This window comes from Bacillus sp. EB106-04-02-XG92 (assembly GCF_058791995.1).
This window is the reverse complement of the sequence record NZ_JBYTEA010000001.1, coordinates 733,699-747,877: the sequence shown is the minus strand read 5'-3', so window position 1 is coordinate 747,877 and position 14,179 is coordinate 733,699. Positions and strand designations below refer to the sequence as shown.

The following is a 14,179-nucleotide window of genomic DNA, read 5'->3' as shown; positions in this document are numbered from 1 at the left end:
GGGTACTGGTTTATTTCTTATAACCTCTTGCATACTACTGACTTGGATGAATGGTAGTATGCAAGGACAGATCGTTCCTAACAGGAACCTGCCGTCATTCTTTCACAATAGGTGGATGAAAAGGTCACAACCCTTACGGACAGGAAAAAGGTGAGATTCCTTTTCGGTAGTTGGCATTTGACTTGGTTCGCCAACGATTTATCGATTTTTATAAGAATTTTAAACCAGGCTCTTTTAATGAGAAAAGTTGCGTGCGCAAATACTTATATTAATAAAATAAAGCCCGTTATTAGAAAAACGAGTTTTAGCCAATTGAAAATAGATGAAATTGCGAAATATATGGATATTAGTAAAGCTACTTTATATAAACGTTTTTCTTCGAAAGATGAGATAATTGAAGCTGTAGTAGAAGATTTTATGAACTATCTTCTTGAAGGAGATGCGGATAATCAGGATGAAAGGATGTCTTTTGCAGAACGTTTCCAAAAGACGTTTGTTCACTCTTTAAAATGTGTGACATATATTTCTGATGTCTTTTTACAAGATTTGAAAGAGGCATATCCGCACTTATCAGACCGGTTAGTTGCCGCACAACAAAATCGTAATCATAATTTACAAATGTTTTTTGAAGCGGGTATGGAACAAGGTTACTTTAATAAAATGAACGCACAATTATTTATGGTGCAAGATGATGTGATGTTAAGACGTATTATAGATCATTCTTTTTGTATTCAGTACGATATTACGTTAAAAAAAGCGATACTTGATTTTTATCAACTAAAGAAGTATCAACTTTTTAAACCAGAGTATATAGACGCAATTGATGATTCGGAAATTGAAAAAGAAGTTATTGCTATTTTGCAAATGATTTCGTAAAAAAGCAGGTTTTCCTATAGTAATGGAAAACCTGCTTTTTTATTATCTGTTATTTGTTTACGTGTTGTAATACTAATTCAGCTACTGGACCACCTGAAGCTGGGTTTTGGCCAGTTATAACGCGATTATCTTCTACAGCGTAAGCTTCCCAAGGCTGCGCAGCTTTTTCGTAAAGTCCTCCATTTTTAATGAGTTCGTCTTCTGTTAAAAATGGGACGAATTGATCTAGTTCCGCAAGTTTTTCTTCTTCGTTTGAAAATCCTGTTACTTTTTTACCGCTAATTAAACGTTCCCCATTATTTAATGTAATGTGAAATAAACCAGCAGCTCCGTGACAAACAGAGGAAACAATTCCGCCATTTTCATAAATGTTGCGGCTAATCATTTGAAGTTCTTTATTTTCTGGGAAGTCCCAAATTACACCGTGACCGCCTGCGTAATAAATAACGGCGTAGTCTTCTGGTTTCACTTCACTCGGTTTCATTGTAGAACCGAGACGATTCATAAATTCTTTCTTTTGATACCATTCCCAATCGACGCCCTCCGCCATTGTTAAACTATGCGGATCAATCGGTGTATAGCCGCCTTGTGGGCTAACATAATCTACTTCATAACCAGCCTCTTCAACTGTTTTAACGAAATGGACAGCTTCACCAAGCCAAAGACCAGTCGCTCTATTTAAATTTGGATATTTTTCTATGCTTGTTAATACAACTAACATTTTTTTCTTCATCGTAATCCTCCTGTAATGTTTCTTCTATATAAAAGTTCTTTACTTACTAGATTTTATTAAGTTAAAAATTGCAAACTTGAATAACCATGTCAGTCCTCCTTATATCGGATTCGAAATTAGTGTATAACAATTTTTGAACAAAGTAAACTAAAAACACTAAATCGGTTTACTTTGTATGTTTTTCGTTGACAAACTGTAATGCTGAAACTATGATAGTTCCATGAATGTCGAACAACGTACATGTTTCGTTTCGTATTCAGTTTGTCGCGCGATAAATGTATACATTTGATGAAGTTGTTTAGTAATGATAGAGGCGCTGAACAACTTTATTTGTTACTACAATCAGGAGAGGTGTTACACATGGAGAAAGATATAAGTAACCATTCAAAATGGTTTGTTTTTACATTATGTTTTATCGTTTTATTAGGGCCGATGAATGCAGTTTTATTTAATGTAGCGTTAGAGGATATTGCTCATGATTTATCCATTAGCCAATCGAAGGTAAGTTGGGTTGTAGTAGGGTATTCCTTAGTTGTCGGTATTGGTTCGATGATCTATGGGAAACTGGCTGATCGTTATAGCGTAAAAAAACTATTAATCATTTCAATTATCATATTTGCAGTAGGTTCTATTATTGGATTTATGAATCAATCTTATGCGATTACCATTCTTGCAAGATTAGTGCAGGCGAGTGGGGGCGCGGCATTTATTGCGCTTAGTATGATTGCAGTGGCAAAGTTAGTTGTTCCTGCTAAGAAGCCTGGTGCGTTAGCGATGATTAGTTCTTCTATTGCATTAGCGATAGGCATTGGTCCTTTAGTTGGCGGGGCAATTACAAATACATTAGGGTGGCCATATTTATTTTTATTTATGATTATTTCAGTAGTTGGGATTTTTCTGCTTATGAAATTTATGCCAGAAGAAGCGCATCATACGGCTGAAGCGTTTCATTTTGATTACATCGGAGCGGTGTTATTATTTGTATTCATTACGACTGTTTTATTAGGTGTAAATATTAATAGTTGGCTATTTGTGTTATCGGTTGTTTTCTTATTTTTATTCACCGTTCGTATGAAGAACGCGGAGCATCCATTTATTGATATTGAGTTGTTTACAAATAAACCATTTCTTCGTTTAATAGCGGTCGGATTTATAATGAATGTGGCGTTATGTGCTAGTTTATTATTATTGCCATTACTGTTAGGAAGAGAGCGCGGATTGTCTCCATTCATTATTGGAATTGCATTGTTTGTTGCATCACTCTTTGGTATTGTATCTAGTTTTCTTACTGGGAAGATTGTCCCTTCGTTTGGAAATGTGAACATGATTTATGTAGCGTCTGTCATTATGATCGTTGGCTTTTTAAATTTAGGGCTTATTCCGAATGGCAACTTAATGGTTATTTTAGTAGCGATTATTTTAACGTTTGTGAGTTATTCAGCTATTCAAGTATCAGTAAACACATTTATACCGAAAACATTACATCCAGCGAAAGTTGGAGTCGGTCTTGGCTTATATAATTTAATTAACTTTTTCGGTATGGCATTTGGACCAGCTGTTGCGAGCAAAATTATGGAATCTACAAATAGTTATCGTTTGAATTTTATTTTAATCGTCATGTTAATTTCTGCTCATTTCTTCTTATTAGTAGGAATGTCTTCTTTCCAAAAAAAGATGGAGCAATAAATACGCACTTTATATAGAAGAAACCGACTTTCATATAGAAGGTCGGTTATTTTTCTGTCTTGCAAATTATGAAAAAAAGGAGCAAAATAAAAAAGTCCTAGTCTATACAGGTACAAATGAAAATTTTCATACAGAAGCAGTTTAAGTGAGCGAACTTAAAGTGTGTAAAATATAATGATAAAATAAGATGATGAATGAGAAAACGGGTGATGAAGTTGAATAGAGCAATCGGTGTTATCGATTCAGGAGTTGGCGGTTTAACAGTAGCGAAGGAATTAATTCGTCAGTTGCCAAAAGAGCGCATTATATATTTAGGGGACACAGCACGTTGCCCTTATGGTCCGCGTTCTCGAGAAGAAGTGCGTCAATTTACGTGGGAAATGACGGAGCATTTACTAGATTTAAATATCAAAATGTTAGTTATTGCGTGTAATACAGCAACTGCGGTTGTATTAGAAGAGATGCAAAAACAATTACCAATTCCAGTGGTAGGAGTTATTCACCCAGGATCACGTACAGCTTTAAAAGTGACAAACACGTATCATGTTGGGGTTATTGGGACAATTGGAACGGTGAAAAGTGGTGCATATGAAGAAGCGTTAAAGTCTATTAATAATCGTGTTATGGTAGAAAGCTTAGCGTGTCCGCCTTTCGTTGAGCTTGTAGAGAGTGGCAATTTTGAAAGTGAAATGGCATATGAAGTTGTAAGAGAAACGTTGCAACCGCTGAAAAATACTGATATTGATACACTTATTTTAGGTTGTACACATTATCCAATTTTAGGCCCTGTTATTAAAAAAGTAATGGGAGATAAAGTACAACTCATTAGCTCAGGTGATGAAACAGCGCGCGAAGTAAGTACAATTTTATACCATAGTAAAATGTTGAATGAGGGAGAGGAACAAAGTGATCATCTCTTCTTAACAACAGGAAAAATAGGCCTATTTAAAGAAATTGCATCAAAGTGGTTTGGCCAACCGATTGAAAATGTGAAACATATTTATTTAGAAAAAGAATAATAGTAGAATTCATATAAGTGAACTCCTGAGAAATCAGGAGTTTTTTGTTTGTAAGAAGCATAGCTTGTTCTAAAACGTGAAACAGCTCGTATACATAATAGTACAAAATTAGATTTTAGGGGGGAATGGCATGCCTAAATCCACTTTTAAATGGGTTGTTGGTGCTACTGTGAGTGCTGTTTTACTAACAGGGTGTGGCTTTATAAATCAGGAGAAAGCAACGGAACAAATTGATCCACCAAAACAAGTTACGTATACAGAGGGTGGAAAGAAAGAAGTAGCTAAGAAAGATAAGCAAGGACAAATGGTGAATAGAGAACTATACCTTGTCGATAAAAATGGCTATGTTGTACCGCAAACGTTAGCTATACCTGCTCCAAAAGCAAATGAGGTTATGCAGCAAACGTTAGAGTACCTTGTGAAAGATGGGCCGGTAACGAATGTATTACCGAATGGGTTCCGTGCAGTCATTCCAGCAAATACGTCGATGACCTTAGATTTGAAAAAAGATGGGACGGCGGTCATTGATTTCTCTAAAGAAATGAAAAACTATGCAAAAGAAGAAGAGCGTCAAATCGTTGAGTCAATAGCGTGGACGTTGACGCAATTTAAAGAAGTAAAACAAGTGCAGTTCCAAATAAATGGTGAGAAATTAGCGAAGATGCCTGTTGGTGGTACACCACTTGGTGAAGGGGTGAGCCGTGCTAACGGTATTAACTTCGATGATGAACAAGTGGCAGATGTAACAAATACAAAACCAGTAACACTTTATTTTATGGCACAAAATAATAATAAACAGCAATACTATGTACCAGTAACACGCCGCGTTGTAGAAGGGAAAGAAAATGATTATGCAGCAATTGTAGATGAACTCGTAAAAGGACCGATTCATCAATCGCTTCTGAATGATTTTAATCCAGGAGTTAAGCTTATTACGAATCCGAAATTACAAGATGGAAATCTTACATTAAACTTTAACGAAAATATATTTATAAACCCAGATAAAAATATGGTTTCAAATTACGTATTGAAGTCGTTAGTTTTATCTTTAACTGAAAAGAAAGGTGTGAAAAGCGTCTCTATTGAAGTAAATGGTAAAGCAAATATTATAGACGAAAAGGGTGGAAAGTTAATAAAACCAGTAGATCGTCCAGAAAACGTGAATACAGGTAGTTTTTAATCGCCAATAATTTGATATACTTAAGTAAGAAAGGGGAATTGCTTTTTGGGTTCCCCTTATTTTATTGTATACATATCGTACATTTAAATTTGGCTATACTAACAAGTAGTTATGAGGAGGTTATTTTTATGCGAGTAGATGGTAGAGAGAAAACAGAATTACGCCATATACATATTCATACGAATTATTTAAAACATCCAGAGGGATCAGTATTAATTGAGGTTGGGGATACAAAGGTAATTTGCTCAGCGACAATTGAAGAGCGTGTCCCGCCGTTTATGCGTGGAGAAGGCAAGGGCTGGGTAACAGCTGAATACGCGATGATTCCACGTGCGACAGAACAACGTACAATTAGGGAGTCAAGTAAAGGGAAAGTAACAGGACGTACAATGGAAATCCAGCGTTTAATTGGACGAGCATTACGTGCGGTAGTTGACTTAGAAGCACTTGGTGAAAGAACGGTTTGGATTGATTGTGATGTTATTCAAGCGGATGGTGGAACGAGAACTGCTTCTATTACAGGTGCATATGTAGCAATGGTATTAGCATTTGAGAAGTTATTACAAGCAGAAAAAGTATCTAAAATTCCAGTAAAAGATTATTTAGCAGCAACATCAGTAGGGATTGTTGAAGAACAAGGTGTTGTTTTAGATTTAAACTACGCAGAAGATTCTAAAGCAGACGTTGATATGAACGTAATTATGACTGGAAAAGGTCAGTTTGTTGAAGTGCAAGGAACTGGAGAAGAAGCGACGTTTAGCAGAGCACAGTTAAATGAATTACTTGATGCTGCAGAACAGGGCATTTTCCAACTGATTGACATGCAAAAAGAAGCGTTAGGCGACATCGTATCTCATATAGAGTAGAGGTGGAAAGTATGAAACAAGTTGTTGTAGCGACAAAAAATATGGGGAAAGTACGTGAATTTGCTGAGTTATTTGAGCGATTTGATTTAGAAGTAAAATCATTACACGATTTTCCTCATATTGAAGAAGTCGAAGAAACTGGTGAAACATTTGAAGAAAATGCAATTTTAAAAGCGGATAGTTTAAGCAAACAGCTGAATGCAATCGTAATTGCGGATGATTCAGGTCTTATTGTAGATGCTTTAAATGGAAAACCAGGCGTGTATTCAGCTCGTTTTGCTGGAGAGCCGAAAGATGATCAAGCCAATATTGATAAAGTGTTACAAGAATTAAATGAAATACCGTTTGATAAGCGAACAGCTCGCTTCTACTGTGCATTAGCAGTAGCTTTCCCTGAAGGTGATAAAAAGCCTGTCATTGTAAACGGGACGTGTGAAGGGTATATTTTAGAACAACGCCGCGGGGAAAACGGCTTTGGATATGATCCGATTTTTTATGTGGAAGAATATAAAAAGGCGATGGCGGAATTAAGTTCAGATGAGAAAAATGCCATTAGCCACCGTGGACGTGCTCTTCGTAAATTAGAAGAAAAAATCCCTGAATGGTTTTTAGGAGAATAAGGGAGAGAGATTGATGAAAGCTTTAATCGTAAGCGATAGTCATAGCTCTGTGAAGGAATTACAGCAGTTGAAAGAGAAATATGAAGGGAAAGTAGATATCATGATTCATTGCGGTGATTCAGAGCTAACGCCTGCTCATGAAGAGCTGCAAGGTTTCCATGTTGTAAAAGGGAATTGTGATTATGCTAACTTTCAAGACGAAATTGTAACTGATGTAGATGGGATTCGTTTCGTAGTTGTGCACGGACATCGTCATAACGTGAAAATGACATTGCAAACATTAGCGTACCATGCAGAAGAGGTAGGGGCGCAAGTTGCATGCTTTGGACACTCTCACGTATTAGGTGCAGAATTAATCGATGGTGTATTATTTATTAATCCAGGTAGTATTTTATTACCACGTCAACGTGTAGAAAAGACATTTGCTTTATTAGAAATGGATGAAAATCAAATGGAAGTTCGTTTTGAAACATTAGACGGACAACTAGTTGAACAAGCAGTTTTTAAAAGAGGATAAGAAAAATTATCCTCTTTTAAAAAAGGTGTTGACTTTATGTATGGTTATACATATAATAAATATTGTCGATAGGGCAACGGCGCTAACGAAGAAAAATAAAATAACATATGCGGGTGTAGTTTAGTGGTAAAACAAGAGCCTTCCAAGCTCTGGTCGAGAGTTCGATTCTCTTCACCCGCTCCATGTCCCAGTAGCTCAGCCGGATAGAGCATACGCCTTCTAAGCGTACGGTCGGGAGTTCGAATCTCTCCTGGGACGCTAAAAAAACCTTGTTATCTTTTGATAACAAGGTTTTTTGTTTGTCTAAAATTTTATGTTTGGGTTATAAGTGTAGTTCATTCTTAATATCTGCGACCTTTCCTTCGCTATTAAGCAGTTGTATAGTACTTCTTTTTCTTAAATAAAAAGAGCGCCATTTATGCGCCCTATTCCTCTTATTTAATTAAAAAAATCAATAGGCTTATGGTGGAACTTAAATCCATATTCGTATTTTCCTAATTTTTCACATGGAATGTTTTAAAACTTTTTACCATTCTAGTAAGATTGAGCAGCCGTTATCGGAACTTATTCCCGATAGTGTGTTACAATTAATAGAAGCGGAAAACGAGAATCTCCAATTGATTGGACCTGTGATTGGTTAGACAGTTTAAGAAGGTTGTATAAAAAAGGGAGATGGCGCAAAGATGGCGAGATCAAATGAGAACGATTTAACGGAGAAATTGGCAGAAGGTCACCGAAAATATGGTGATGGCAACTTTACAGTACAGAACATCGGTGATGAAACTAACCCCGATTGGACTATCGTAAAAAATGTGAGGAAGGGATCGGCAGGCATTCGCGAAGAGGAAGATATATTAAGGCTGCGATCAAAATATATAAAATAGTACGGAAATGAGCGGGGCGGGAGTTCGAATTTCTCCTGGGGCGCTAAGAAAACCTTGTTATCTTTTGATAACAAGGTTTTTTGTGTATTTTAAATTAGTTATTAATAAACTTCTCAAAGACAAAACCATAATCTTTCACATTATATTGTTTCTTCGTATCAACAAGCCAGTTAAAGGCGATTTCGTTCATTTCTTTAAACTGCTCTGCTAAATTTACTTGTGCGTTTGAAATACGGCTGAAAGCGTTAGAAGCCATATCTAGACTTTTATGTGCATACTGCAATGTAATATCGTTGTCGTATGAGATTTCTTCTATTTTAAGTAAAGCTTTATATAAATCTTTTAATTCCTCAATATGTTTTTTATGAACATCAATTGAATAATGCTCATCGCCCATTTGGAACTTAATTTCTACATCTAAATCAATCGTTCCAGCAGTTTCAAGTGCTACGTTTTTAATTTGATATTTACTATAGCTGAAGCGGCGTAGTGTACGTTTTTTACTTGTTGCACTTGTGCCATCTAGGTGGATTAATCCTTTGTTTGTGAAACAATATTCATCTGATTTTGATTTAATTAGAAAATAAATTTTCTCCCCGTCTTCATGCATCACATAATCATCAGCATCAACTTTATCGTAATCTTTCGGCGTAATGACCGATCCTACATCGCTTAGTCCTAATACATCTGCAGCCATTTTTTTAAACATACATATCCCCCTTTTAAATTAAATTCTTAATTGTATAAAAATATAGTAACATGATTTCAATGAATTGTTTTCTTATAATTTGAAATATTTGAAGGTAAGTGAAGGGCAGTAACGGATATTATTTTAAAAATATGTAAAACGGTGCTGAGAAAAGAGCTGATTTTGCAAGTGATTATAGAGAAATTCCCTGAAGTCCCCTCAAGTGATATAAATTGTTTTTATCCCTTTTTTGAAATCTTACAATTCTGTAAGGTAACTGTAAGGAAGTTCGATGGTAACAAATTGCGAATCCCCTATAATGAAGGTAACAACGATAAAACGAGGAGGAAGAAATGATGAAGGGATTAATCGTAACGGGTTTAACAGTTGCATTTGGATTTGTAGCGTATGAGAAATTGACGTATGTAGTTGATGTTGTAAAACATTTAATCGCTTAGTAAAAAAACTGCCATGAGAGGGAAAGGGAATGAGTGAATGAATGGAATGGTTATTTGGAATTATAGGTACTTGTAGTGTAGTGTTATTGTTCTTTGTCCCAAGTGGTATACTTAGTTCGACAACGAGTTTGTTCTTCTTAAGTTTGTTTGCTTGTACGATGCTTATTATTATGTTTTTAATGAAGCGAAGTAAACCAATCTTCTATTTTAGCATGATTGTTATGGCAATTATTGTTCTCCAAATTATTACCCTTGTTATATACCCCACTATTATAAAAGCTTTCCATTAATGATAAATCCTCTGCTTTCATTGCTGAGGGTTTTTTATTTGTATATTTTTAATTTTGAGTAGGGATTTGCTTATATTGAAATATAAAAATTAAATATTTCCATATTTCAAATAAATGATTTTGAGATGTTGTGTTCTCATTACTCATTTGATATATTTACTTTAAAGATAATTAAAATCTAGAAAAAGAGGCGGACGTATGGATAAAAAAGAAAATACGGTCGTATTGTTTCCGCAACTATCAGAGCGATATATTGATGAAGGTTTTTTAGCGCTGAAAGAGCGGAAATTCGAAGATGCATTGCGCTGCTTTGAAATATTACGTCAGTATAATGCAGAAACGGAACAAACGGAACTCGCTTCTGTTATTTGTTTGTTAGAGTTAAAGCATATGGAAGAAGCGAAAGACAAATGTGAACAGTTACTTGAAACGGGAGCTTTATTATTTGGTGATATTCTTGAAACATATGTGACGATTTTAGTTCAAACAAATGATTATGAAGGTGTCATTGAAACCGTTGAAAAAGTGTTGCAAACGAAAGATGTAATGCCTGAGCAAAAGGAAAAATTAGCACAGCTCGCTTTATTTGCAGAAGGTATGTTAAATGAAGTAGATACGTCACTAGTCGATTCTAATTTTGAATTAGATGAGTTTACTAATGAAATGTTTGGAGAAAACTTTGGACAAAAGCTAAGAGCGATTCAGCAACTTTCGTTAAAAGACTTGGATCTTGCATTACCTATTTTAAAGAAATTTTTAATAGACGAAAAACAGCACCCTTATTTGAAAACTTCTATTTTGTATAAAATGATAGAAAATCAAATAGAAGAAGAGATAGAGGTAGAAAAGTTTGGGAATACAATCAAGGTAATTCCAGCATTTACAGGTCATAATGAGGAGCAATCCGATAACATTATACATACATTATCAAGTCGATTAGAGCAAAATTATCCTGATATATTTGAAGCAATGGTTACATATTGGAAAGAATTGCAAATTAGTGTTTTCCCATTCGCTCTATTAATGGATAAAGTGGAGATTTGGGCTGCTGTTTTAGAGAGAATTGGAAGAAAGCGTTTCGGATTGCCTATTGATGAAGAAGAGCTTATGACAGCGTATAATATTGAATTAGAAGAGTTTCATATTGCCTATCAATGGTTATTACGTGTTGAAAGAGAAGGATATTTGCCCGTATAATTATGAAAAAGAATCGTTCGGTTCTTGAAACGAGCATATTCTATGTTATAATGTAAGGGTTGCAAAAGGCAGAGTTCTGTCTGTTTGTAAGAGAAGAGAAGTGTAATTCTCTTACTTAATATGTTTCATATTATTCTCGAACAAAATATACCGTAGTTGTCTTTTAGGCAATTAGTAGATTGGAACATTATATCTTAAAGCTTTTGCTAGAGGATTATTTGTACTTTTGTTATTTCAAAAAAGAGATAATGAAGATCTTAATCTATAGAGGTATGTGCATACATTATTATAGTTGGAGGGAAAGAATAAATGGCTGCAAAATGGGAAAAATTAGAAGGTAACGTAGGCGTTTTAACAATCGAAGTTGATGCTAAAGAAGTAAACAACTCTATCGACGCTGCGTTCAAAAAAGTAGTAAAAACAATCAACGTACCAGGTTTCCGTAAAGGAAAAATGCCTCGTCCGTTATTCGAACAACGCTTTGGTATCGAATCTTTATACCAAGATGCTTTAGATATCATCTTACCAAAAGCATACGGTGAAGCGATCGATGAAGCTGGTATCTTCCCAGTTGCTCATCCTGAAATCGACATCGAGAAGTTCGAAAAAAATGCTAACCTTATCTTCACTGCAAAAGTTACAGTGAAACCTGAAGTTAAATTAGGTGATTACAAAGGTTTAGCAGTAGAAAAAGTTGAAACAACTGTAACTGACGAAGATGTAGAGAACGAATTAAAATCTTTACAAGAGCGTCAAGCTGAGCTAGTTGTTAAAGAAGAAGGAACTGTTGAAAACGGTGATACAGCTGTAATCGACTTCGAAGGTTTCGTTGATGGCGAAGCATTTGAAGGCGGAAAAGGCGAAAACTACTCTCTAGCAATCGGTTCTGGTACATTCATCCCAGGTTTCGAAGAGCAAGTAATTGGTCTTAAATCTGGTGAGTCTAAAGACGTTGAAGTATCATTCCCAGAAGAGTACCATGCTGCTGAATTAGCTGGCAAACCAGCAACATTTAAAGTAACAATTCACGAAATCAAAACAAAAGAACTTCCTGAGTTAAACGACGAGTTCGCTAAAGAAGCAGACGAAGCGGTTGCAACTCTTGATGAATTAAAAGCAAAACTTCGTACAAACTTAGAAGAAGGCAAAAAGCACGAAGCTGAGCACAAAGTACGTGACGAAGTAGTAGAATTAGCTGCTGCTAACGCTGAAATCGACATTCCAGAAGCTATGATCGACACTGAGTTAGATCGTATGGTTCGTGAATTCGAGCAACGTTTAAGCCAACAAGGTATGAACCTTGAGCTTTACTACCAATTCACAGGTACTGACGCTGACAAGTTAAAAGAGCAAATGAAAGAAGACGCTCAAAAACGCGTACGAATCAACCTTGTTCTTGAAGCTATCATTGAAGCTGAAAACATCGAAGTTACTGAAGAAGAAGTAACTGCAGAAGTTGAAAAAATGGCTGAAATGTACGGTATGCCAGTAGACGCTATCAAGCAAGCTCTTGGAAGCGTAGACGCTTTAGCTGAAGATCTTAAAGTGCGTAAAGCTGTAGATTTCTTAGTAGAAAACGCTGCATAATAAAATAACAAGGCGCGATTTTAATCGTGCCTTGTTTTATAAATATAGAAATATATTTATAAAACTTTTCGATGAAGAAGGAAAACTTCCTTAATGAGTCGAATATACATATTTCAAAAGTTTTAAAAACTTTTTATTTGTACATAACTAGTCATATTATTTGTATTTCTCGCCACGTAGTGACATAATATGTATTTACATACGATACATTTATCGTGTACATACGAAGGCAAGAGGTTAGCACTTTGTAAGGGGTGTGAAAATATGTTTAAATTTAATGATGAAAAAGGGCAATTAAAATGTTCTTTCTGTGGTAAAACACAAACGCAAGTTCGAAAGTTAGTTGCAGGTCCAGGTGTTTACATTTGTGACGAGTGTATCGAACTTTGTACTGAAATTGTACAAGAGGAGCTTGCGAAAGACGAAGAAGTAGAATTCAAAGATGTACCGAAACCGGTAGAAATTCGTGAAATCTTAGATGAGTATGTCATCGGACAAGATAACGCGAAGAAAGCACTAGCGGTAGCGGTATATAACCATTACAAACGCATTAATTCTAACAGCAAAATTGATGATGTAGAATTAGCGAAGAGTAATATCGCACTTATCGGGCCAACAGGTAGTGGTAAAACATTACTGGCACAAACGTTAGCGCGTATTTTAAATGTTCCATTTGCAATCGCGGACGCAACATCTTTAACTGAAGCTGGATATGTTGGGGAAGATGTAGAAAATATCTTACTAAAATTAATCCAAGCAGCTGATTATGATGTAGAGAAAGCGGAAAAAGGAATCATTTATATTGATGAGATTGATAAAGTGGCACGTAAGTCCGAAAATCCATCAATTACACGTGATGTATCTGGTGAAGGTGTGCAGCAGGCACTTCTGAAAATTTTAGAAGGTACTGTAGCGAGCGTTCCACCTCAAGGTGGTCGTAAGCATCCGCACCAAGAGTTCATTCAAATTGATACAACGAATATCTTATTCATCTGTGGTGGAGCGTTTGATGGCATCGAGCCAATTATTAAACGTCGTCTTGGTGAGAAAGTAATTGGATTTGGTTCTGAGAAGAAAAATGCTGATGTAAATGAGAAGCATGTTTTATCTCACGTATTACCAGAGGATCTTTTAAGATTTGGTTTAATTCCAGAGTTTATCGGTCGTCTTCCAGTTATTGCGAACCTAGAACCGCTTGATGAAGATGCTCTTGTTGATATTTTAACGAAACCGAAAAATGCACTTGTTAAGCAATTCCAAAAACTATTGGAGCTTGACGATGTTGAGTTAGAGTTTGAAGAAGGCGCACTAATTGAAATTGCGAAAAAAGCAATTGAACGTAAAACAGGTGCTCGTGGACTTCGTTCTATTATTGAAGGCTTAATGCTTGAGGTAATGTTCGAGCTTCCATCTCGTAAAGATATTGAGAAGTGTGTTCTTACAAAAGAAACAGTAGCTGATAATGCAGCGCCAAAATTGGTGTTACAAGACGGTACTGTACTTGATACAAAAACATCTGCATAATGCGAAGGAGAAACAGCAATTTTTATAATTGCTGTTTTTCTTTATGTTTAGCTA

The 14,179-nt window shown here is 35.7% G+C and carries 14 protein-coding genes and 2 tRNA genes; 14 read left to right on the top strand and 2 right to left on the bottom strand.

The features are described from left to right. Nucleotides 1–237 precede the first annotated feature (237 nt). Nucleotides 238–876, top strand: a complete 639-nt coding sequence (locus AC3WVA_RS03935) for a TetR/AcrR family transcriptional regulator (protein ID WP_098344624.1) — start codon at nt 238–240, stop codon at nt 874–876. A 49-nt stretch (nt 877–925) separates the two neighbouring features. Here the strand turns inward: AC3WVA_RS03935 and AC3WVA_RS03930 are convergent, their stop codons facing one another. Beyond that, nucleotides 926–1,609 carry a type 1 glutamine amidotransferase domain-containing protein gene (locus AC3WVA_RS03930; protein WP_098344612.1) on the bottom strand — a complete coding sequence of 228 codons (684 nt, stop codon included), beginning with the start codon at nt 1,607–1,609 and terminating at the stop codon, nt 926–928. A 360-nt stretch (nt 1,610–1,969) separates the two neighbouring features. Between AC3WVA_RS03930 and AC3WVA_RS03925 the strand changes: the two genes are divergently transcribed. The 9 genes from AC3WVA_RS03925 (at nt 1,970) to AC3WVA_RS03885 (ending at nt 8,381) form a co-directional block, all read left to right on the top strand. After that, nucleotides 1,970–3,295, top strand: a complete 1,326-nt coding sequence (locus tag AC3WVA_RS03925) for an MFS transporter (protein WP_098344613.1) — start codon at nt 1,970–1,972, stop codon at nt 3,293–3,295. Between the two features lie 209 nt (nt 3,296–3,504). Further along, nucleotides 3,505–4,314 (top strand): glutamate racemase, encoded by an 810-nt coding sequence (gene racE, locus AC3WVA_RS03920; RefSeq protein ID WP_098344614.1) that lies wholly within the window; start codon nt 3,505–3,507, stop codon nt 4,312–4,314. 130 nt (nt 4,315–4,444) lie between these two features. Next, nucleotides 4,445–5,494 (top strand): spore germination protein GerM, encoded by a 1,050-nt coding sequence (gene gerM / locus AC3WVA_RS03915; RefSeq protein WP_098344615.1) that lies wholly within the window; start codon nt 4,445–4,447, stop codon nt 5,492–5,494. Between the two features lie 128 nt (nt 5,495–5,622). Next, the gene (gene rph, locus AC3WVA_RS03910) at nt 5,623–6,360 is read left to right on the top strand and encodes a ribonuclease PH (protein ID WP_001261765.1); all 738 of its coding nucleotides are present in this window, start codon (nt 5,623–5,625) and stop codon (nt 6,358–6,360) included. An 11-nt stretch (nt 6,361–6,371) separates the two neighbouring features. Continuing rightward, on the top strand, nt 6,372–6,980 hold the full coding sequence (locus tag AC3WVA_RS03905; RefSeq protein WP_141539408.1) for an XTP/dITP diphosphatase: 609 nt from the start codon (nt 6,372–6,374) through the stop codon (nt 6,978–6,980). 13 nt (nt 6,981–6,993) lie between these two features. After that, nucleotides 6,994–7,497, top strand: a complete 504-nt coding sequence (locus AC3WVA_RS03900; protein WP_064474675.1) for a metallophosphoesterase — start codon at nt 6,994–6,996, stop codon at nt 7,495–7,497. A 109-nt stretch (nt 7,498–7,606) separates the two neighbouring features. After that, a tRNA-Gly gene (locus AC3WVA_RS03895) sits at nt 7,607–7,680 on the top strand. A 1-nt stretch (nt 7,681) separates the two neighbouring features. Continuing rightward, a tRNA-Arg gene (locus AC3WVA_RS03890) sits at nt 7,682–7,755 on the top strand. A 425-nt stretch (nt 7,756–8,180) separates the two neighbouring features. Further along, on the top strand, nt 8,181–8,381 hold the full coding sequence (locus AC3WVA_RS03885; protein ID WP_000124456.1) for a hypothetical protein: 201 nt from the start codon (nt 8,181–8,183) through the stop codon (nt 8,379–8,381). A gap of 94 nt (nt 8,382–8,475) precedes the next feature. On the opposite strand, the gene AC3WVA_RS03880 is transcribed toward AC3WVA_RS03885, so the two are convergent. Beyond that, nucleotides 8,476–9,090 carry a PH domain-containing protein gene (locus tag AC3WVA_RS03880; RefSeq protein ID WP_000473869.1) on the bottom strand — a complete coding sequence of 205 codons (615 nt, stop codon included), beginning with the start codon at nt 9,088–9,090 and terminating at the stop codon, nt 8,476–8,478. Nucleotides 9,091–9,568: 478 nt separating this feature from the next. On the opposite strand from AC3WVA_RS03880, the gene AC3WVA_RS03875 reads away from it, so the two are divergent. The 4 genes from AC3WVA_RS03875 to clpX all read left to right on the top strand — a co-directional run bounded on the left by AC3WVA_RS03875 (nt 9,569) and on the right by clpX (nt 14,125). Then, nucleotides 9,569–9,817, top strand: a complete 249-nt coding sequence (locus AC3WVA_RS03875) for a hypothetical protein (protein WP_001983650.1) — start codon at nt 9,569–9,571, stop codon at nt 9,815–9,817. Between the two features lie 198 nt (nt 9,818–10,015). Next, entirely contained in the window at nt 10,016–11,014 is a 999-nt protein-coding gene (locus AC3WVA_RS03870; protein ID WP_048531481.1) for a hypothetical protein, read from the top strand. A 309-nt stretch (nt 11,015–11,323) separates the two neighbouring features. Then, nucleotides 11,324–12,601: a trigger factor gene (gene tig / locus AC3WVA_RS03865; RefSeq protein WP_048531478.1), complete on the top strand. Its 1,278-nt coding sequence runs from the start codon at nt 11,324–11,326 to the stop codon at nt 12,599–12,601. A 264-nt stretch (nt 12,602–12,865) separates the two neighbouring features. After that, entirely contained in the window at nt 12,866–14,125 is a 1,260-nt protein-coding gene (clpX, locus tag AC3WVA_RS03860) for an ATP-dependent protease ATP-binding subunit ClpX (protein WP_048531476.1), read from the top strand. Nucleotides 14,126–14,179: the final 54 nt, after the last annotated feature.